22 protein-coding genes are annotated in these 21,837 nt (G+C 42.7%); all 22 read left to right on the forward strand.

Going from position 1 to position 21,837, the window contains the following annotated elements:
• The first annotated feature begins 176 nt into the window (after positions 1-176).
• Positions 177-2,687 carry a hypothetical protein gene (locus F9K33_12400; protein ID KAB2878590.1) on the forward strand — a complete coding sequence of 837 codons (2,511 nt, stop codon included), beginning with the start codon at positions 177-179 and terminating at the stop codon, positions 2,685-2,687.
• A 293-nt stretch (positions 2,688-2,980) separates the two neighbouring features.
• Positions 2,981-3,451: a DUF1801 domain-containing protein gene (locus F9K33_12405; protein KAB2878591.1), complete on the forward strand. Its 471-nt coding sequence runs from the start codon at positions 2,981-2,983 to the stop codon at positions 3,449-3,451.
• Positions 3,452-3,491: 40 nt separating this feature from the next.
• The gene (locus tag F9K33_12410) at positions 3,492-4,019 is read left to right on the forward strand and encodes a DUF1572 domain-containing protein (protein ID KAB2878592.1); all 528 of its coding nucleotides are present in this window, start codon (positions 3,492-3,494) and stop codon (positions 4,017-4,019) included.
• The gene (locus tag F9K33_12415; protein ID KAB2878593.1) at positions 3,985-4,518 is read left to right on the forward strand and encodes a GNAT family N-acetyltransferase; all 534 of its coding nucleotides are present in this window, start codon (positions 3,985-3,987) and stop codon (positions 4,516-4,518) included. The genes F9K33_12410 and F9K33_12415 overlap by 35 nt, the downstream gene beginning before the upstream one ends.
• A 178-nt stretch (positions 4,519-4,696) precedes the next feature.
• Positions 4,697-5,164 carry a hypothetical protein gene (locus F9K33_12420; protein ID KAB2878594.1) on the forward strand — a complete coding sequence of 156 codons (468 nt, stop codon included), beginning with the start codon at positions 4,697-4,699 and terminating at the stop codon, positions 5,162-5,164.
• A gap of 187 nt (positions 5,165-5,351) precedes the next feature.
• A complete protein-coding gene (locus F9K33_12425; GenBank protein KAB2878595.1) occupies positions 5,352-5,915 on the forward strand; it encodes a DUF4256 domain-containing protein in 564 nt (187 codons plus the stop codon).
• A gap of 29 nt (positions 5,916-5,944) precedes the next feature.
• On the forward strand, positions 5,945-6,736 hold the full coding sequence (locus F9K33_12430) for an MOSC domain-containing protein (protein ID KAB2878596.1): 792 nt from the start codon (positions 5,945-5,947) through the stop codon (positions 6,734-6,736).
• 106 nt (positions 6,737-6,842) lie between these two features.
• Complete coding sequence (locus tag F9K33_12435) at positions 6,843-7,436, forward strand: hypothetical protein (protein KAB2878597.1); 594 nt, start codon at positions 6,843-6,845, stop codon at positions 7,434-7,436.
• Between the two features lie 72 nt (positions 7,437-7,508).
• Entirely contained in the window at positions 7,509-7,703 is a 195-nt protein-coding gene (locus F9K33_12440; protein KAB2878598.1) for an RNA-binding protein, read from the forward strand.
• 116 nt (positions 7,704-7,819) lie between these two features.
• Positions 7,820-8,623, forward strand: coding sequence for a prolyl oligopeptidase family serine peptidase (locus F9K33_12445; protein KAB2878599.1), 804 nt, complete (start codon positions 7,820-7,822; stop codon positions 8,621-8,623).
• A gap of 197 nt (positions 8,624-8,820) precedes the next feature.
• The gene (locus F9K33_12450; GenBank protein ID KAB2878600.1) at positions 8,821-9,414 is read left to right on the forward strand and encodes a DUF1211 domain-containing protein; all 594 of its coding nucleotides are present in this window, start codon (positions 8,821-8,823) and stop codon (positions 9,412-9,414) included.
• Between the two features lie 111 nt (positions 9,415-9,525).
• The gene (locus tag F9K33_12455) at positions 9,526-10,629 is read left to right on the forward strand and encodes a histidine kinase (GenBank protein KAB2878601.1); all 1,104 of its coding nucleotides are present in this window, start codon (positions 9,526-9,528) and stop codon (positions 10,627-10,629) included.
• On the forward strand, positions 10,610-11,410 hold the full coding sequence (locus F9K33_12460; GenBank protein ID KAB2878602.1) for a response regulator transcription factor: 801 nt from the start codon (positions 10,610-10,612) through the stop codon (positions 11,408-11,410). The genes F9K33_12455 and F9K33_12460 overlap by 20 nt, the downstream gene beginning before the upstream one ends.
• A 105-nt stretch (positions 11,411-11,515) precedes the next feature.
• Positions 11,516-12,646: a helix-turn-helix transcriptional regulator gene (locus F9K33_12465; protein ID KAB2878603.1), complete on the forward strand. Its 1,131-nt coding sequence runs from the start codon at positions 11,516-11,518 to the stop codon at positions 12,644-12,646.
• Between the two features lie 174 nt (positions 12,647-12,820).
• Positions 12,821-13,933 (forward strand): MBL fold metallo-hydrolase, encoded by a 1,113-nt coding sequence (locus tag F9K33_12470; protein ID KAB2878604.1) that lies wholly within the window; start codon positions 12,821-12,823, stop codon positions 13,931-13,933.
• Positions 13,934-14,328: 395 nt separating this feature from the next.
• Positions 14,329-15,468 (forward strand): hypothetical protein, encoded by a 1,140-nt coding sequence (locus tag F9K33_12475; GenBank protein ID KAB2878605.1) that lies wholly within the window; start codon positions 14,329-14,331, stop codon positions 15,466-15,468.
• 701 nt (positions 15,469-16,169) lie between these two features.
• Positions 16,170-16,550, forward strand: a complete 381-nt coding sequence (locus tag F9K33_12480; GenBank protein KAB2878634.1) for an ankyrin repeat domain-containing protein — start codon at positions 16,170-16,172, stop codon at positions 16,548-16,550.
• Positions 16,551-16,756: 206 nt separating this feature from the next.
• A complete protein-coding gene (locus F9K33_12485; GenBank protein ID KAB2878606.1) occupies positions 16,757-17,242 on the forward strand; it encodes a hypothetical protein in 486 nt (161 codons plus the stop codon).
• A gap of 114 nt (positions 17,243-17,356) precedes the next feature.
• Complete coding sequence (locus F9K33_12490) at positions 17,357-18,082, forward strand: porin family protein (GenBank protein KAB2878607.1); 726 nt, start codon at positions 17,357-17,359, stop codon at positions 18,080-18,082.
• Positions 18,083-18,259: 177 nt separating this feature from the next.
• The gene (locus tag F9K33_12495) at positions 18,260-18,685 is read left to right on the forward strand and encodes a VOC family protein (protein ID KAB2878635.1); all 426 of its coding nucleotides are present in this window, start codon (positions 18,260-18,262) and stop codon (positions 18,683-18,685) included.
• A 734-nt stretch (positions 18,686-19,419) separates the two neighbouring features.
• Complete coding sequence (locus F9K33_12500; protein KAB2878608.1) at positions 19,420-20,274, forward strand: EamA family transporter; 855 nt, start codon at positions 19,420-19,422, stop codon at positions 20,272-20,274.
• A 388-nt stretch (positions 20,275-20,662) separates the two neighbouring features.
• The gene (locus F9K33_12505) at positions 20,663-21,802 is read left to right on the forward strand and encodes a hypothetical protein (protein KAB2878609.1); all 1,140 of its coding nucleotides are present in this window, start codon (positions 20,663-20,665) and stop codon (positions 21,800-21,802) included.
• Positions 21,803-21,837 lie beyond the last annotated feature (35 nt).

Consider the following 21,837-nt stretch of genomic DNA (forward strand, 5'->3'; position numbering starts at 1 on the left):
GGAGACAGGGTGGGGTTGTATTCGTCCCCCTTGCAAAGGGGGTTAGGGGGATTTCTCCCCCACAAAATATTCAATAAAAATAATTGACAAATGACCTGAAGGTGGCTACATTTTTTTGCTTATCTAATACTCATTAAGAGTTAAACTTTTTTAACAAAACCAGATCGTTTTCAAAAATGACATCAAAGACTTCAAATATTGAGCATCTCAATAGACAAATACCTCCTGAAGCACATACTGCAATGTACAACTTCCACAAATATTGGTCGAGAAAAACTTGGAATGTTGTCGGTAAGTTTATAGAGACTTATTGTCCAAAAGGTAAAATTGTATTTGATCCCTTTGGAGGAAGTGGCGTAAGTGCAATTGAGGCATTGAAAATTGGCAGGAAAGCAATTATTTGTGATTTAAATCCATTAGCTACAGAACTGATCCGCCTAACTATTAAGCCTGTTGCACTACTATCGCTTCAAGAAGCATTTCAACGTGTAGAATCAAAAGTAAAAAAGAAAATTCTTGAGTTATACGAAACTAAGTGTAGAAAATGCAAACATATTTTCCCATTTGACGTTGCCATCTGGAAGGATAATAATATAACGAGCATCAGGTACTATTCTTGTCCAAAATGTGGGGCGTCACAAATGAAAAAAAATCCCCCCATAGTTTTTGATGAGAATAAAATTAAGGAAATTTCAAAACATAAAATAAAAGAATGGTACCCAGACAATAAATTGTACTACAATGGAATGCCTTTTAAAGAAAAACAAAAATATGAGTCTATAGATGAGTTATTTACAAAAAGAAATTTGTATGCGCTCGCTATTTTGATGGATGCAATCGAGAAGGAACCTAATGCAAGTCTAAAGGATTTTTTGAAAATTGGTTTCACTTCAATTTCTCATCTCTGCACTAAAATGACTCCCGTTAGGCCAACTAGACCAATGAGTTCCGCATGGACTCAGCATAGTTATTGGTCAGCCAATGAATTCATGGAATCTAACGTCTGGGACAAATTTGAAAGTGGGATTACTGGAAAACAAGGGCTTATAAAAGCGAAAGAAGAATCAAATAGTTATTTCGAAGAAATAAAATTCGGAAAAACTTTTAAAGACGTAATTGGTGGGGATGCAGATATTTATATTCACGAAGGGTCATGTCTTGATTTGATGAATGAAATGTATAAAACTTATCATGAAAAAGGCTGTGTAGATTACATTTTTACAGATCCACCATATGATTCATCAATCCAATATGGAGAGTTATCGTATATGTGGGTTGCTTGGTTGGGGAAAGACAAAGACTATTTGGAAACAATAGAAAAAGATGAGATAATTCATAATGAAAAGCAAAAAAAGAGTTTCGATGTTTATCACTCATTATTAAAAAACAGCTTCCTAGGAATGTTTAATGTCTTAAAGCCAGATCGATATTTAACGCTCACATTTCATAACCCTACTTTTAAAATAAGAAATGCAACCATAAGGGCGGGTGTACTTTCTGGTTTTGAATTGGAAAAGATTCATCACCAAGAATTAGCTCACTCTTCACCAAAATCATTGCTTCAGCCTTTTGGTTCAGCGCAAGGGGATTTTTACTTGCGATTTTATAAGCATGACCTAGGAATTAAGGGAAAAACTCCTGAGGCAATAGACGAGCATCGATTTGAGAAAATTGTTGTTGAAACGACAATAAAAATCCTTGCTGAGAGGGGCGAGCCAACCCCATATACAATTATTATCAACGCTATTGACCCTGAGTTGACTAGACATGGCTTTTTTTCTGAACTACATTCAGGGCTTGATGTAAACGAGGTGCTAAGAAAACATACGGACAAAGAATTTGCTTTGGTGTCTGCAAAAAGTGGTTCAGCTTCCGGTAAGCTTTGGTGGTTTAAGAACCCTAAACAGGTACCAAATCTTGAAAAGATACCATTAACAGAAAGAGTTGAAAAAACCGTTCTATCACAATTGCAGGCAAAAGGTAAGGTAACATTTACTGATATGTGGGATGCAGTAAGTATTACATTTCCAAATTCACTGACATCAGATCAAACAAGCATAAAAGAAGCATTGGAAGCGTATGCTCGACCAATGCATGGTGGATTCTGGCTTATAAAATCAAATTTTAAGACAGATGCAATTGAAAAAGAGCATACAACAATCATAGCTTTGCTTGCTGAAATCGGAAGAAAGGAAGGTTACTTTGTATACATTGGTAAAAACGAGCAAAGCCACGTTATAAATAGTCCAATATTGAAAAATTCTGGAGCTTTGAGCCAATATATGGATTACAAAGACGTTTCTAAACTTAAGAACATTCAAAACCCGGACGTCATTGACGACATTGATATTTTGTGGATAAAAGGAAACAGAATTGTTTTTATGTTTGAAATCGAGAGCACTACCTCAATGACAAGTGCTTTACAAAGAGGTTCAAATGTTGAGCAATCAGTGACTAAAGTAATGCTCTATCCGGTAGATAGACAAAATCAATTCAATCAAAAAATGAAATCTCCATTGTTTGGCGAGCGTTTTAAGAGTGATAATTGGAAAATAATATTGTTTGATGTCTTATATGCTAATTGGAGCAAAAATAAGCGAAATATCGACATTACAAAATTATTTTCTGAACCAACAACTATCAAAGCAAAGAAAAATGTTGACGAAGACCAAATTTTATTGTTTTAAAGTATCAGATAGCTTACAAGAAGAATAAGGTCTATTTATCGCCGTACAAATACAAGAAAGGATATGTCCATACCAAAAGAAACGGAACTGATCGGGATGAAAAAGGCAAGTGACGCAGTTGCCTGCGCTTTGAAGAGAATAAGTAACTACCCTCGCTGACCCATTTCGCGCCTTGTTTGTGTAGCCGGAGCGTTAGCGGTCAGCTTGGAGAAATCGAAACTTCCCACTGACTGCAAGAAATTTACGAAAACAAAACCGATTTAAAATAACATTAGATTTAAACAAAGAGTTCTATGAAAGCACAAGGCAAAACCGTTAAGGATATTTTATTAAACGTACCCGAGGATAGGTTCAAATCTTTTAATAAACTGCACGATGTCATCGTAAAAAACCTGCCCAAAGGATTTGAACCCGCCATTAGTTACGGCGGACTGGGTTATGTGGTGCCGCATAAACTGTACCCTGCAGGCTACCATTGCAAGCCTGAAGAGCCGTTGCCTTTTGCCGGCATTGCCTCGCAAAAAGGATCCATTAATTTTTATCACATGGGCATTTACAGCGATCCGAAATTATTAAAATGGTTCGTGGGCGAATATCCTAAACACAGCAGACAAAAATTGGATATGGGTAAGAGCTGCGTGCGTTTTAAGAAGATAGAAGAGATACCTTACGAACTCATCGGTGCATTAATGAAAAAGATGAGCGTTAAGGAATGGATCGCGATGTATGAGAAAAATTATTTAAGGAAATCGAATAAGAAGTAACAAGTGCAATTGAACCAATGATCACTAAATAATTTAATTTATGGAAAAAACAACGGACAAAGAGTTTTTAAACGAATGTAAGAATAGGATAAACAGCTCCTTCCAACGACTTTATCATTGCCTCGAGCAACTTGATGACAAACAAATTTGGTGGCGGCCCAATGATAAAATGAATTCTATCGGGATACTCATTACGCACACTTGTGGAGCTTTCAGACAATGGACCATTACTATCATGAACAACGAAGAAGATGTGAGAGACAGGCCGGAGGAATTTTTAGACGACAGCAAGATAAATAAACAAGAATTGCTTCAGTTGGCGACAAAACTCAAATCTGATTTTATAACAGCAATCAATAATCTTGACTCTTCACGGCTTACCGAACAGAGACGTATACAGGGATACGATACAACGCTGATGAGCGCAATCTTCCGCGCACTTACACATGTAGAAGGACACGTCGGACAAGTAGTGTTGCTCACCAGAATTCAGTTGGACCATAATTATAAAATCTTTTGGACACCGCAGACCGATGAACAACGAGCGGAACGAAAAAACAAACATTAAAATATTGCAGACAGTTTTTCCCGCGGCCAAGTTTCCGCCACCTAAAATTCTTGAGGATGAAATCTTAAAAATTGTTCCACTCATTGACAGGGACTTTGAAAGCCTATTTGAAGCAGCTTCTGATCCCTTAATTTGGGAACAACATCCTACCAGCGATCGATATAAAAGAGAGGTATTTCAACTCTATTTTGATGAAGCTATATCAGGTAAAACTGCTTTTTTAATAATTGACAAGTCAACTAATAAAGTCATTGGTTCAACGCGTTATTACGATTATAAACCTGAAAATTCGAGTATTGCGATTGGCTATACGTTTTTAGCAAGACCATATTGGGGTGGACTATATAATAAGTCTTCCAAAAAACTGCTCATTGACTATGCCTTTCAATTTGTTGACAAAATATATTTTCATATAGGAGCGAACAATATTCGTTCACAATTGTATCAAAGACAAATGGTCGCCGGGTTATGCGGCAAAAGTAGAGTGGTTCAAAAATAAGATCAATAAAGGCCTTAAGATCAAAATAGCCGTTGACAAACAGGGCAAACAGCTTGGGTTCATCGAATATATCCCTTCCGAACTTGCATGGCGGCCTGTCAAGGCGGACGATTATCTTTTTATACAATGTATCGGTCTTTTCGTTAAAGATGCGCGTCATCAAAATATCGGTTCCTCTTTGATCGGACATTGTGAAAAAGACGCAAAGAAATTGAATAAAACGGGTATTTGTGTCATGAGCAGTGACGGCCCATGGATGGCCAACAAGTCACTCTTTGAAAAAAATGGTTTTTTAATGGCTGACCAACTTGAACGGTTTGAATTAATGTACAAAGCGTTTGGTAAAAGCCTGAAGCCGCAATTTGTCGACTGGACAAAAGGACGGGAAAAATACAAGGGATGGCATTTAGTCTATTCAGATCAATGCCCGTGGCACGAAAAGTCCATTACCGACCTCATGCAATCGGCGTTGGATCATGGGGTCGAACTAAAAGTGAAAAAACTGGCCACGCCTAAAGAAGCTCAGAACGCGCCATCCGGTTTCGGGACTTTCAGCCTGCTCAAAGACGGCAGATTACTTGGCGACCATTACCTGAGCAGAACAAGATTTGAGAATATTTTGAGACAGGAAATGAGAAAAAAATAATTACGTAAGGCTCCTTCGTGGCGAAATCATCGCGTTATTTGAAAGGATTACAACTGTGATACGAAGCCTCTTTATCGCGCTTGTAGTTCTTTCTTACGGTAAAGAATTCAATCATGATCGATTTAAATATGGAAATACTGGATATCACCACTTGCAAACCATTGTGAACAAATTAGAATAGCGCAATATGACAAATAAAAATAAGTTGTCACCGGAACAACGTAAAGAACTGCTCAGAACGTTGAAAACCCGTTTCGAGAAAAACATGAACCGCCACAAGAGTCTTGAATGGGCTAAAGTACAAGCAAAGTTGGAAGCTCATACTGAAAAACTGTGGTCGCTCCATGAAATGGAAAGAACCGGCGGTGAACCGGATGTAGTTGGCCATGATAAAAACACAAACGAATACTTGTTTTATGACTGTGTGGCGGAAAGCCCTGCCGGCCGCAGAAGCTTTTGTTACGATCGTGAAGCGCTGGAGTCAAGGAAAGAACATAAACCAAAAAATAATGTTATGGATATGGCAGCCGCCATGGGTATCGAACTTTTGACGGAAGAACAATATCGAGAATTGCAGAAACTTGGAAATTTCGATACGAAAACATCGAGCTGGGTAAAAACGCCTCCGGAGATCAGAAAACTCGGCGGCGCCATTTTTTGTGATCGCCGCTACGATACAGTCTTTGTCTATCACAACGGCGCAGATTCGTACTATGCCGCCAGAGGATTCCGCGGATTACTAAGAGTTTAATTTTTGAACTTGAATCGAAATCGAGCATAATGACAACTATTGGAAAAATTGAGAGCTTATGGCGTTATCCGGTCAAAAGCATGCGCGGTGAAGAGATGTCGGAAATATTTGTTGGATTTGCCGGTGTCTATGGCGACCGATGCTACGCTTTCAAGAGTTCATCAGCCCGTAAAGGAGCTCCCTATTTAACAGCAAGCACGCAGCAGCACATGCTGCGTTACCGCCCGCAGTTTCGTTATCCGGAACGGGCGGCTGAACCGCCAAATTTGACCGAGGCTATGAGCATCGAACCCGGTATAACCTATGCCAATGGCGACATCGGTGATCTGATGGTGGATGTCATTACGCCTTCAGGAACGATCGTCGCCATTGATGATCCAAAACTTGTGCACATGCTCAGCGAAGGACTTAGTGCACAACATCAACTTTCGCTGGTTCGATCGGATCGCGCGCTAACCGACTGCCGCCCGGTTTCGTTGATAAGCATGCAAACCGTCAAACAGTGTGAAGCCGAGATGAAGATCCCGCTTGATAAGCGACGGTTTCGGGCAAACCTGTACGTTGATCTTTCTGCGGGTGCCGGTTTTGCCGAAGATGAATTTGTTGGCCGTAAACTGCGCATCGGTTCACAGGCGGTTGTCGCGATGCTCGAACGTGATCCGCGCTGCAAGATGCTCTCACTTGATCCCGACACCGGCGAACACAACCCGGATATACTTCGAAAAATCGTCAACACACACGATAATTTTGCGGGAGTTTATTGCGCTGTTCTGGTTGAGGGAAAGATTGCGAAGGGTGATTCGGTGGAAATTTTGGATTAATTTAACATCTTAAGAGAGGCGGGACATCTTATAATATCGGCACGGCTTGTGTGCCAAAAGTGCACTCGAACTATCATCATTACAATTTTATCAGGAGGAAAGGTTTATGAAAATCAAATCATTGCTTTTCGGTGGCTGCTTGATAGCATCTATAGCCTGCGTGGTTTATTCCAATTCCGCTTCTAGTATCGAGGGATGGCATATGGCGGGAACAAATCCTAAAGATTACGATCTGGGAAAAGACACCAAAATTTTTCATTCCGGAAAGAGCAGTGCTTTCATGCAGTCGAATAAGGAAACTATTCAGGGTTTTGGCACGCTGATGCAAACCATAAAGGCCGATTCTTATTTAGGGAAACGGGTTCGAATGACCGGGTACATAAAAGTGGACAACATAAACGGCATGGCTGCGATGTGGATGAGAGTAGACAGCAAAGACACTCCACCGATTCAGCTAAGTTTCGACAATATGAGCAATCGCGGAATCAGTTCTGCATCCGACTGGAAAAAATGTGAAATTGTTTTAAATGTGCCCGCGAATAGCGGCGCCATTGCATTTGGCGTGCTTCTGCGTGGAACGGGCAAAATTTGGTTTGATGACGTACAGTTTGAGGCAGTCGATCTGAGCGTTGCCACAACCGAGATGAATATGGCGCCTCAATTTCCAAGTGAACCTGTCAATTTAGGGTTTGAAAAATGATTACGATACGACTGAGAGTGAAACCCGCCAATTTAGAAAATAAATCAATTACAGTTCAAAAAAGGAGCTGATATGGAAAAGAAACCATCGAATAAACTAGTTGACGGAGCAAAATGCAAAGTAATCGGCAGCGTTCACGAGGGAAAATCCGGAACATTAACCGATATTAAAACCGGCAAGACAGGCCATATTTCGATTACCGTTGTGCAGTCAAACGGCGTCAGATTCAAGACGCTGGCAAAAAATGTCGTTGTTGTGAAGAAGTAATTTCATCATTTGTATAAATATTACAAAAACTAACCTACGGTAACTTCCTCGCATTCGACGGGGCTTGAAAATGGCGATCTTTGATTTCTTTACTTGTAAACTAAAATGTCTTAAAATTGATTAACAAAAAAATGTATATGAAGTTTACTGAAAAGTATGGTACTGATGTTTTTCAAGAAGGTGATTTGTACATACCAAATAAAAAACCATTAGCCATACTTTGTCTCTATCATGGCGGATTCTGGCTGATGCCGTACGGCCGGGAACAGTTAACACCAATCGCAATTGATTTGGCCCGCAAAGGTTTTATAGTATGGAATGTGGAATATCGGCGGATTGGTGCAGTTGGAGGAGGATGGCACGGCACATTTGATGACGTTATTTCTTCGATAAATCATCTCAAAACCCTTTGCCGAAAATATCATCATTTTGATTTAACGAAGGTTGTTGTAATCGGCCACTCGGCGGGCGGACAACTGGCAATATGGTCAGGGAAACAATATGAGAACCGTTCTTTTACTGCTGATATGCTGCAAATTAGACCTAATCAGATTATTGGGCTGGCTCCCGTTGTAAATCTTGAGAAAGCATTTAAGAATAAACTTGGCAACAACTCAGTATTTCAACTGCTTGGCGGTTCTCCCAAAGATGTTCCTGAGCGATATGCTTGTACTGACCCGATGAGAATGGTACCGTTAAATACTCCTCAGTTGTTGATACACGGAAGTCTTGATGATGAATTGCCGATTGAATGGACACGAGACTACGTGCGTTCTACCCAAGTTGCAGGCAGCGATATTGAGTACATAGAAATAAATGATGGGGGGCACATGGACTTTGTTGATCCTGATAGTAATTCTATTTCGATTTTGTATAATTGGTTGCTTTGTAAATACAATGTGAGTGAGATTACTAAATAAAACCGCAGACTGCTTGTAAATATACGATACCACTACTGCAAGCAATTGACAAGCCCTCTTCACTAACAGGAGGCCTGATGAAGATAAAATACGTTCTTGGAAAAAAAGTAGACAAGGAAGTTGTAAAAGTTCAAACAGAATGGTAATTCCTATGGCGGAAATAAAAAAGGCAGTCGTTTCATTTAACGGGGATTTATATGAAAAAAGGAAGACTAGAAGCATTTAGTGACGGAGTACTGGCCATCATCATTACCATTATGGTCTTGGAAATGAAAGTTCCGCACGGCCATGATCTGGCTTCGCTTCAACCGCTTATTCCTGTCTTTATCAGTTATATTCTGAGTTTTATCTATATAGGAATTTATTGGAATAACCATCACCACTTGCTGCATACTGTGAACGAGGTGAGCGCCGGCGTGTTGTGGGCGAACCTGCATTTGCTTTTTTGGTTGTCCTTAGTTCCTTTTGTGACGGGCTGGATGGGAGAGAATCGCTTTGAACCTATTCCGGTGGCGTTGTATGGAGTTATCCTGTTAATGGCCGCAATTGCTTACTGGATATTGCAGACTCAGATATTGCAAAAACACGGCAGTCAATCGATACTCGCGAAAGCCATAGGAAAAGATCTAAAAGGTAAAATATCGCCCCTACTTTATATTGTTGCTATTTTATCCGCGTATTTTAGTTCCTGGATTGCGGGAGGCATTTATGTTCTTGTGGCTTTGATCTGGATCATTCCGGATAAACGAATAGAACGTGTATTCAACGAGGCAACAGATATCAGACCGTAACCTGCTAAGTCAAGTTGTAACTTTCGGCTAATTCTGCGTATGAATCAGAAGCATCTTTCTCCGTAATTAAAAAACAAATTCTTGTTATCCGGTAATTTTTCCAACAGTGCTATGACCCAAGCAAAACCCTTTCTGCAGCGCCTCGATTTTCAGTGGTTTGCATCGTTCGCGTTATGGACGCTTTTTGCCGCTCTTTCACTCGGCCAGGCGTACTATTTCAGCTCTAATTCCGGCCAGGTTTTTCCTTTTTATTCCAGGCTGGTGTTCGAGTTATGCAACGCTTATGTTTGGGCGCTATTGTCGCCGCTTATATTTTTTCTTGGCCGCCGGTATCCAATCGAAAAGCCTGCGCTTTTTCGACATATCGGCTATCATGCCGTGTTATCGTTATTCATTGGTTTGATCCACAAGGCCGCGTCTTTCTATGGATCCGTCACGATGGCGCCGCCGGCCAATCCTATAACGTCGGATATTATTTTTTTGAAAATCACGGGCGGATGGGTGAGCAGCGTGATCATTTACTGGATCATCCTCGGTATATTTTCCGCGCTGGATTATGCGAGACGATTTCGCGAACAGAAATTATTTGCGACACGTCTCGAAGCCCAGTTGGCCACAGCACAACTTAACGCGCTCAAAATGCAGCTGCAGCCGCATTTTTTATTCAATACGCTTCATTCTATTGCTTCCCTCATGGAAGAAGACGTCAAAGCCGCTCAACGTATGCTGGCCCGGTTGAGCGAACTTCTGCGTTTGACGCTGGATCACGTCGGTGAACAGGAAGTTCCCCTATTTAAGGAAATTGAATTCTTAAAAAGTTATCTCGACATCGAAGAAATTCGTTTCCATGACCGGCTGCGCATTGAGTATCGTTTATCTCCCGACACCATGAACGCGAAAGTGCCGTCACTGATACTCCAGCCGCTCGTCGAAAATGCTATCCGCCACGGCATCGCGCCTAAAGTGAACGGCGGCACAGTCCTGATTTCAGCAGCGCTTGACAAGGATACAATGAAACTTGAAGTTCGCGACGACGGGCGCGGCGCGCCTGCCGTTAAACATGGCGTCGGTTTGTCGAACACCAATAAACGATTGGAACAGTTGTACGGTTCACGCCAGAGCTTCACGTGGAAAAACCTGCCGGAAGGCGGATTTGCCGTATCGATATCGCTGCCCTTCATGAAAGCTGACGACAATGACGTTGACAAAAATTAAAACCATCATCGTAGACGATGAAGCATTAGCGCGGCGCCGCATAAAAAAATTACTTGCGGCCAGAGCCGATGCAGACGTCGTGGCGGAATGCAATAACGGCAACGACGCAATCGCTTCGATCGAAAGCCTGAAACCCGATTTGGTTTTTCTGGATATTCAAATGCCGGAGATCGGCGGATTCGAATTGATCGAGCGTTTGGATGTAAAAAATTTTCCGGTGATCATTTTCGTAACGGCGCATGACAGCTACGCCCTCAAGGCGTTCGACATTAATGCCGTAGATTATATTCTTAAACCGTTCGACGACGAACGGTTTTATCATGCGCTGGACCGGGCTTGTGAACTCATCGAACAAAAAGAAACCGGAGCCTGGGCGAAACGGGTATTTAAAATGCTGAACGGACTGCAGCAGGAAGCCGGAGCGGCGGCCTCTGCCAGAACAAACTACCTCGACCGCATTGTGATCAAAACATCGGGGCGAATCCATTTTGCACCGACCGACGCCATTGACTGGATCGAAGCCTCGGGCAAGTATCTCGACCTTCATGCGGGTAAAAATGTACACCGAATCCGAGAGTCCATGAACGATCTTGAACAGAAGTTAGATCCAAAGAAATTCCTGCGTATTCACCGCTCCTATATTATCAATATCAGCCGCATTCGTGAAATGCAATCCTGGCACAAGGGTGAATATATGGTGATCCTTGAAAACGACACGAAGCTTGTTACCGGACGCGGCTACCGCGATAATCTGAACCTTTTACTGAACCGCCCTGCTTAACAAATTTTTCATTCCATAATTCATAAAATCAAATGTTTATATCCGGCAACTTTTACGCCCGCAGAGCGTATCATAGGAACCTGTTTATAACATATCATTTGATTTATGAATTCCACAACGTATGACTGGTGGCCGTATCTTTACGGCGCAATCCTTTTTCAAGGTTTATTTTTAGGTTTCATTCTATTAACCGCCAAAAAGGGAAATCCGTCGGCGAACCGTTATCTCGCACTGATTATGTTCATGTTCGCGCTGGCGACGGCGGAACGTGTCGCCGCCGTTTCAGGCTTAAAAGAACTGTGGCCGCATTTGTTATTTGTCTCTTCCCCTTTCTGGTTTATTCTGCCGCCTTTATATTATTTTTATGCGCGCATTTTCGTGGGCGATCCGATTCGGTTTTCAGCCGTTCATGTACTCCATGCGGTTCCTCTTGTTATCGTCATCATCTACCTCATACCGTCCTATTCGTTGCCTGCGGAAACCAAACTCAAATTTATTCGTGAACCGGATCTGATCTACGATCATCTGGAAACTTTTCTTTATTCAACATTTTATTACGGGCAAAGCCTGGTGTACTTGTGGTTATCGATAGTTACCTTGAGACACAGCGCCAATCGTAAATTGGACGGCAAATGGCATTTGATCTTGTATTCGATCTTTACGGTATATGTGTCGTTCAGCGGTATTCAATCTGTATATTTTTTTATTACCCATGAACATCTGATTCAATTTCGTATGTGGGGAATCCCAATTTACGCAATCGTTATTTATTCTCTTGCCTATACGGCAATGGTCAAACCCGAAAAACTATTCATTCCGACATGGAAATTACTCGAACAAAAAGACGGCCGTTTATCGGCGCCTGAAATGGAGAACATTATCCGCCGGCTTGAAAACCTGATGACAACTGAAAAACTTTATTTGGACTGCAATCTGAAATATTCCGACGTCGCCGCCAGACTCGGTATCAGCGTTCGCGCGCTCTCCCATGCGCTCAATGTGCATGCCGGCGAGTCGTTTAATGATTACGTCAACTCGTACCGGATACAGGAAGCGAAGTACCAAATGCTGGACGGTAAACTGAAAAGAGAAACCATTCTCTCCGTCGCATTTAAAAGCGGATTTTCAACCAAAAGCTCGTTTAATCGTATCTTCAAAAGTAATACCGGCCTGACGCCGACTGAATTTCTACAGATAACCCAACCTCAAGCGGAACACCGCACGTATACGAACTAGACTACAAAATAACTCCAACTTTCCTGCCTTAGTTTTCAATTAATACCAAGCTCTTTTCTTTTTTTCTTGTCTCATTTACCGCCAATAGGACGACATGGGGGTTATTTCTTTTTATATTTGAGTCATTATACGTGTGGATTCAACATAATTATTTCCCTAAAAAAAGGAGGAACCATGTTCACTCTGCGAAATGAATTTTATTCAAGGCTTACCTGCCTGATGCTGACTTTGATACTTTCCGTATCATCCGTTCTGGCCGAAACGGACTCATCAGGCACCCGTGCACGTACCGTATCAAAGGTTGCCGAAGGTGTGTACATGATCCGGCACAAAGATGCGCCGGACGGTTTTCCGCAGGGTAATACTACGGTCATAATCGGCGAGCGTGAAGTATTGGTGGTTGATGCGTGTTACCTGCCCTCCTCCGCAAAAGAAGACATCGCACAGATTCGCCAATGGACCAACAAACCGGTTCGGTACCTGCTCAATACCCACTGGCACTATGATCATACTATGGGAAACGGTACGTATGCCGAAGCTTTTCCTTCGATCACGATCATTGCGCACGCGGAAACGCGGAAACAAATGGAAGGATATAATCCGGGATGGTTCGAGCGGTATCCCGGCCGCGCAGATATATTTAAGCGGTATGTTGAAACGGGAAAAGATGCCAACGGTAACCCATTGTCGGAACAAGACAAGATTGATTATCGGGAATATATTGAGGGAATTGAACCCGTTTATGCGGAATTCAAATTAATTAAAGACCGTATGCCTAATCTCACATTTGACGATGCAGTGACAATTGATATCGGAAATCGGGAAATACAGATCAAACATCTCGGCAAGGGAAACACCGCCGGCGACGCCGTAGTCTATTTACCAAAAGAAAAAATTTTGATAACGGGCGATCTGCTCGATCATCCCGTGCCCTATCTCGGCGGAGGCTATCCGTCGCAATTCGCAAAAACACTTCGGAAAATGGCGCAGATGGATGCGGAAACCTTTATTCCCGGCCACGGTAACGTAATTAAAGGGAAAGTATATCTGAACCTCGTCGCAGATTTTATACAAACCGTTGTCGATGAAGTTAGTAAAGCGATCCACCGGATCGGAAACGGCCCCCGCAAACTGGAAGAGGTTCGGGAGTCCGTTCATAAATCCATCGACTTCAACGCTTGGAAAAAGAAAATCGTAGGCGAGAATAAAGCAGACGGCGATTTCTTTGACAGCTTCAGTGTGCAGGGAATTGTGACTGCCGCTTACGCGGAAGCCTGGGGGAGATGAAATTAAAATAACTTGTGATCTTACTATTTCCGTTTAACAAACGTGATTTATAAACGCTTATCGGGTTTACGCACAATCCAAAAGTAAGGGCAGCCTGAGGCCATCCAAAGGCTGATTCTATTGACACGCGCGTTCATGCTTCAACGACATCAGCATGATATTGTGAGTAAAACCCGATAAACAGATTTAATTATCATACACGGGGACTTCCGTTTGAATCTCCCCAATGGATGCCTTTTGTTCCACTATAAATCCTTTTCGCTCCGCTTTTTCTGCTCTTAATTCCAAAAGAGAAACTGATAACAGCCTGGTCACGTATCTTTTGCTTTAATTGTGTGACCCATAGGGACATAATAGAATCAGCATTTCCCTAACAATTTTTAAGGAGAAACATCATGAAAAAGCTCGTGCTATTATGGTTATTCAGCCTGGCATTTATCGCCGGCTGTTCCGATGCGCCAACCTTCGCAGGAAAACCCGACGCCCCGGACGAAACCGATAAACAGATCCTGTTTCATATTCACAATGCCGATTACGCCGCTGCGGACAGTCTGATCACCATGCGCCTGAAAGAAAAACCCGATCATCCGAAATATTATTTCCTAAAATCATCTCTGCTTTTTCATGCGCGTTATTTTTATGCAACGCAGGCCAACCGCGATTCGATCAAGAATTTATTCGGCGACTATTGCCGCCAGACCATACGCCTTGCGGAAAAGCTTCCTCCTACTACTGAAAATAAATTCTATCTCGGTTCCGCGCACAGTTATCTCAGCCGCGTACATATCATGAATCGATCCTTTACCGACGCTTATTTTGACGCGGCAACGGGTGAGGATTATCTCGAAGACGTGATCGAGGAGAACCCGGAATACTATGATGCTTATCTCAACCTTGGCGTCCTGCAATATTTCATCGCAACCCGGACGAATTGGTGGCAGTCAGGTCTCGCCTTCCTTAGCGGTATGTCCGGTAATAAGGAAGATGCGCTGAGGCAGCTCCGTCTCGTTCATGAAAAAGGCGCATTCAATAAGAATGAAGCGGGTTTCATTCTGACTCAGGTTTACCAATTCTTCGAGAACAGCACGGAGAATGCGCGGGTTTACGGAATGTGGTATCGGGATAACTTTCCAAACAACTTTTTCATGGAACGGCAATACAACATGATCGCATTGACCGATCTTATAACGCAACGCGGCGTCCAATACTTTGAATCCAATATTGATTCGCTCGCGGCCAAATACACTTTGACCAATGCGGGCCCTCTTAATGGAGTCGGTTACCGCCTGATCACGGATAATAAGACCGAGGACGCGCTGGTGATATTCCGCGTCAACATGAAACTGTTCCCGGAAGTGGCCAATTGTTACGACAGTTACGCCGAAGCGAACGCGCTGCTCGGAAGGAAAGAAGAAGCGATCAAATATTATACTATGGCATACGACAAAACACTGACCGATCAATCGCTGAATGAAGAATTCAAAAAAACGCTTCAAACAGGGATTCAGGATAAACTGAAAGAGCTTCGAAAGTAATTCAAAATAAAAGAAAGAAAAGGACCTCACTGAGTGTCCGTATGATGACTGCCTCGCTATAAAGTAAACACTTAGATCCGCTTTCTTTTTGAAAAGAAAGCGGCAAATCACGCCAAAGGCGGATCAGCCTCTGGCTGAGAAAACTTCGGGAGTGAACCCCACCCCTGCCCCTCCCCTTGGCAAGGGGAGGGAGATAGGGTGGGGTTGCGCGAACTCGGGTTTCATCGGCATTTTTATCAAGGCCGGGAATACAAATACCTAGTAATGCGCAAATGAGGTTTCGGTATTCTCGTTTTCAGGCCTTGGAAAAACGCCGCGATTGAACAGGAGTTCGCGATATCATTTCAGCAGAAAACGTGAAAAAGACTAGAAAATTTTGAAGATATTAAATTAGAGGAACTGTTTTCTGCAACCAATATAGCGAACTCCGGTTCCGGCGTTTTTCCATAGCCATAGGCTCTTTTCTTTGTTTCTTTCTTTTGAGCCAGCAAAAGAAAGAAAAGGGGAAGCAAGTCACCCGCAGGGTAACTCTTTATACTGAAAAAAACTATAAAAGGATCAACATGAAGATCATCACACGCGGGCAATTCATCAGCAAAACTCTTGCCTCCTTCGCCGGAATGGCTTTTTTCCCGAATCTCCTTTCTGCACAACAAGAAGGCGCCAAACAAACCAAACCACAAAAAGGCCCGCCGCTCGATGTGAAACTTGTGCAGGAATTTGTCGGCGCGGCGCATAAGGACTTTGACAAGGTCAAAGCCATGCTGCTTGAAACGCCCGACCTGCTCAATGCCGTTAATAACCTCGGCGGATGGGACTGGGAAGACGCCATCGGCGCCGCAGGCCACGTGGGAATTCGCGAAGAAGCGCTGTTTCTGCTCGAACAAGGCGCGCGCCCGACGATATCCGTTGCCGCGATGCTGGGAAATCTGGAGATCGTGAAAGCATACATCGCCGCCTTTCCGCAAATGAAAGACGCTGTGGGTCCGCACAAGATCTCCCTGATGCGCCACGCCAAAGCCGGCGACGAACATGCTTTGCATGTGGTGGAATACCTGAAGTCTATCGGAGCTAAAGAATAGTTAAGATCGTTTTATCATTCTGTAAGAATCTTTTTTAAACCTTTTACAATTGCGATACAAAGAAGTATCGCCGTTCATTCCAAAAAAGATCTTCATAATGACATACTGTTCCTTCCGAATAAATACCGTTTGACAAGCCGCACATCCCGCCCTAAATTCAAAGAAACCTGTAAATTCTCGTCTCAGGAAATTTAAAGAACTTTGACATGATCCAAACCGCGAAAAAGTTTTTTTCCTTTTGTTTGGCATCCCTTCTTTTGTCTTCGTGTTTCAACGCGCCGGCTGTTTCCAAAAACGATTACGCAGTATACAGCGCGATCATCGATTCATTGTATCTTGCAGATAACGAATCGGTACCGGCCGTTCCGGTATTCCGATCGGTCGGAGAAACCCGCGACTCCGTTCCGGCGGCGCTGGCTGCGAAGCTGTTTACTTCACGCGTGAGGCCAACGGTATTCGATGCCGACTCCATAGCCAAGAGCAGCGATTTCTGGGCCGGATTCAACCGGCTTTTCCCTAAATCATACGGTTACATTCATTTCTTCCCGGTCGTCTACGCGTCCGATGATTCTGCGGGCACAATTTTTGTTCGGGGTGCCGATAAATATTCCGTACACGCCACAGAAGTCCGGCTCGTCCGGAAGAACGGCGCGTGGCTTATTTTCGACACCCGCATTCTATGGACCCACTGAAACCGCTTATCCTGATGCTTTGCTGACTTTCATTCTGCAAGAATCTTTTTGTTTCAAAGCACGAACCTTCATCCAAAAAAGATTCTTTCAGAATGACATCTCTATAAATATTATTTGACAAATCCTGCCCGGGTGCCTACATTCAAATCGCCCATCGTAGTTCTTTTCTATTGTAGGATGATCAATCATGAGAGATCTAAGTGGACCCCAACAATCACCTTATATGAGGCCTTTATGAAACATCTATGTCTATTTCTTATTCTGTTTATTTCCAGCTTTCCGTGCTCGGCCCAAGATTTAAAGGGAACGATTCCTGTTGGAGGCGGAATTAGCGTTAATTATACCAGAACGGAGTTTGCCGACAAATATTTATCCTTGTGGATCAATCCAAAGGTTGGGAAATACCTCACGGATTGCGATGTTTTTGGATTTAGCATTTGGGATAATTATTATTGGAATTCGGTTTCTTATGACTCTGTTACATTGCATGATAGGGATCATTCCTTTTCATTCAATCCATTCTGGCGACGTGATTTTCCAACCTCAGATCGGTTTGGTTTCTATATACAGTGTCAGGCCGGCTTAGGATATTCAAAACGCAGGAATGCATTCCCGGGCGGTCATAATACGGATAAAACCATTGATTTTATGGCAAGGATAAACCCAGGGCTCTATTACTTTATAACCGATCGTTTAGCTTTTGAAGGTGTTTTCGGCGCCGCATCGCTGAATTCAACCTTTATGCGCGTAAATGGCCACAAGGGAACCCGCACGGATATGAATCTTAGCTTTGGTACAACGACTTTTGGCATAGGACTTCAATATTACTTTATGAAATGATCAGGTGAACCTTGCTTATCATGCGTTACGCGATGTTCAACGCTTTTTACAACCGGACCAATATGGAGGAATCATCATATGAAAAAAACGATTTTGATCATCTTGCTCGTTACGGCATCATTCTTTTCCGGTTTCACCTTAAAGACCTTACTAACGCAACAAAACAATGTACCGGAAATTAAAAAGGTTACGGGAATAGGCGGCATTTTTTTCAAATGCAAAGACCCCGCCAAATTGAGAGAATGGTATAAGGCCAATCTCGGACTAAATACCAATCGATATGGAGCCGTGTTCGAATGGTATCAAGGTGCGGACAGCACAAAGAAAGGATTTACTCAATGGAGCCCTTTTAAGGAAACAACGAAATACTTTGAGCCTTCGACAAAAGATTTTATGATCAATTACAGGGTTGAAAACGTCGAAGCGCTTATAGAAGAATTGAAGAAAAACGGAGTGACCGTTTTGGACACCGTTCAATCGTTTGACTACGGGAAATTTGTTCACATCCTTGACCCGGAAGGGAACAATATCGAACTGTGGGAACCGAATGATATCGAATATGAAAAATTAGGAATTCAATTTGGCGCCAAGACGACAAAATAAATGTAATCCTGTGGCGTTTTGAGGGGATAATTATTCATGCGGTATGAATTTGTCAATCTCTGTAATGCAAATCCCCCTCTATCCCCCTTTTCGAGGCTGTTGCAATATGACATGTTGTCTTCAAATATTTACTTGATACATGCTTTGGTATTCCCGGCCTTGATAAAAATGCCGCCGAAACCCGAGTTCGCAGTATAACTTCTGCGAAAAACGGCTTTCATTAACGTTCTAATTTAACGTATCGTGAAGACTGAGAATCGTTTTTCGCAACTCGCGCTGCGAACGAGGGTTTAGGCATTTTTATTACAGCCGAAGTTTTCTTTCCCGCTTTCTTTTTAAAAAGAAAGCGGATTAACAGTAATTAGGGTTTACAATAAACTATATGTAAGATGAACACACGCGGAAAAACCATTCTTCTTTCTTTTGCTGGCACAAAAGAAAGAAGGAAAGAAAAGTGCCTTGGGCTGTTGAAAAAATGCCTAAAATCTCCGCTCCAGCCCTAAACAAAACAAACTCGTTCCGACTTCGTCGGAACTCGGACATGTTTTGTTTTTAACGGGCTTTCGCTTCGATTTCTTGACGGCATTTTTTCAAAGGCCCGAAAACGCTGTAACGACACAATGGCACAAAAATAACTCATTCTGCAACAGCCTCGTAAAGGGCGTCAGGGGGATTGCAGATAAGATGCCGACCTTCATCAGATCTATATTCATTCAATTGAGCACGAAAACAAAATGAAGATACTGCAGCGCATTCATCCGGTTTTATTGGTTGTCATCGCCATGTTCAGCGTACAATGGGGCGCGGCGCTCGCGAAATCCCTGTTTGCCGAATTTGGCGCCATCACGGTCGTGTTCTGGCGCGTGGCGCTGGGCGCGGTCATGCTACTGATCATCGTGCGTCCGGCGCTGCGCGCCTTAAACCGTAAGCAGTGGAAGACCAGCATCATTTTCGGCATCGTGTTGGTCAGTTTGAATGTCACGTATTATTTGTCTTTGGAACGTCTGCCGCTCGGCTTGTGCGTGACCATCGAATTTATCGGACCCTTAGCCGTAGCGGCCTGGCACAGTCATCGTAAGCTCGATTTTGTCTGGGTCGCGCTGGCGGCATTCGGTATTGCGCTGCTTAATCCGTTCAGCGGGCACATCGATCCGGTCGGATTTGTCCTCGCGTTATTGGCCGGCGCTTTCTGGGGGCTTTACATTATCCTCGGCGAGAAACTGGGCAGCGCGACGCCGGGCGCGCTCGGTTTAACCGTCGCGATGAGCATCGGCACTTTGTTATTGGTGCCGGTGAAGATCATGGATGCGCCGGAGTGGCTGAATATCCTGCCCGCGCTGCCGTTTGCCGCGGCGGTTGCGCTGCTCTCGTCCGTCATTCCGTACAGTTTTGAGATCGAAGCTTTACGCCGTATACCGGCTAAAGTATTCGGCATCATGATGAGCCTGGAACCGGCCTGTGCGGCCGTCGTCGGTTTCCTCGTACTCGGCGAGCGCCTGACGCTCTTGCAATGTTTAGCCATAGCCGCCGTCATGACGGCCAGTTTCGGCGCCGCGCGCGGCACTCCGAGCGTGCCGATGGATGATTGATCGCAAAGATCGAATAGGCTGTAAACACAACCCCGGCGTCACTCTGCAAGAATCTTTTTTGAGTCCATTGGCTGGTGATAAAAAAGCTCCGCCTGCTGCGGATAGCAAAAAAACACGAACTCCTATGCCATTCTGAAAGAATCTTTTTTAAGTCCATTGCGCCGGTGATAAAAAAAGCTCCGCCTGCTGTGGATAGCCAAAAAACAAACCCCTATGTCATTCTGAAAGAATCTTTTTTTGTTTTAAGTACGAACCTTCATTCAAAAAAGATTCTTGCAGAATGACGGCTCTTATAAATAGTATTTGACAAATCCTGCCCGCGTCCCTACATTTAAAACGCTCATCGTAGTTCTTTTATATTATTGTAGGAATTTCAATCGGGTAGATTATGAAATCAGTATCATTTCTCTTTGGTTCTGGTATCTCAATTTCGGGCGGCCTGCCATCTACTAGCGCAATAACAGAATTTCTATTGTCCACAAAAAAGGTCTTTCATCATACAGACAATACTTTCATTTTTGATGAACCCCGTATTTTCTTGACAAAAAAGGATGAAATTGTTCAACGTGTTCAGAAGTTGTTAGACATTCTAAGATCATCAATCGATCAAAATTTTGAACCCCCACTTACTATTAACTATGAAGACATTTATGCACTTGCAGACGAAATTGATCGAAAACGCTATCGAAATCCTCTTGTTAGAAAGTTTTTGAAAGAAATTGATCCCCAACTAAGAAAGCTTTTAAGCAAAGATGAAGATAGAATCCTTGACAATTTATATGCTGAACAGCTTGGTATTCCTCTCTATCTAACAGAAGACTACTCCTTTGACGAATTAATTAGCTGGGCAAAAGATTACATACATTACGGCGTTGAGCAATTACTGTGGAAAGAACCAAAATCTTTAGATTATCTCCATTCTATTTTAGAAGCATGTAAGGATGATCAGATAAATATTAAAGCAATTTTCACACTGAATCACGATTTATTCTTAGAACAACTGTTAACCAATCATATAGAAATCGGATTTAACGAGGCGAATGATGACATCCAACTTTGGAACTCCAATAAATTCACAGATAATCACAATAGAATTCCATTACTCAAACTTCATGGCTCAATAAATTGGCACAATTTTAAAGTAAAAGGTGTGTATAGATTGGGAATCCCGACGAGAACAGACTGGAATCATTACAAAACATATGAAAGCCAAAAGTCTGTTATTTTAATTGGCTCTTCAAACAAAGTCTCTGATTATTACCAAGATACTTTTTTTGAATTACACAATTTGTTTAAAAAATATCTTTTCCAATCTGATTACTTGATAATTTCAGGATATGGGTTTGGCGATATCGGCATCAATCTCAGAATCAGCGAATGGTTAATTAATGGCCGCCATAGAAAAGTTATTTTGATTCATCCAGATCCGAAATCTGTGTTACGTTCAACTGAACAAGACAATATAATTTTATTGAAACAAAAAATTGATGATATTCAGTGGTCAGAAATACTAAGTATGATGAGATAACCTATCAACAATAGAATTATGGCCACAATCTTATT

Source organism: bacterium (assembly GCA_008933615.1).
Taxonomy (GTDB): domain Bacteria; phylum CLD3; class CLD3; order SB21; family SB21; genus SB21.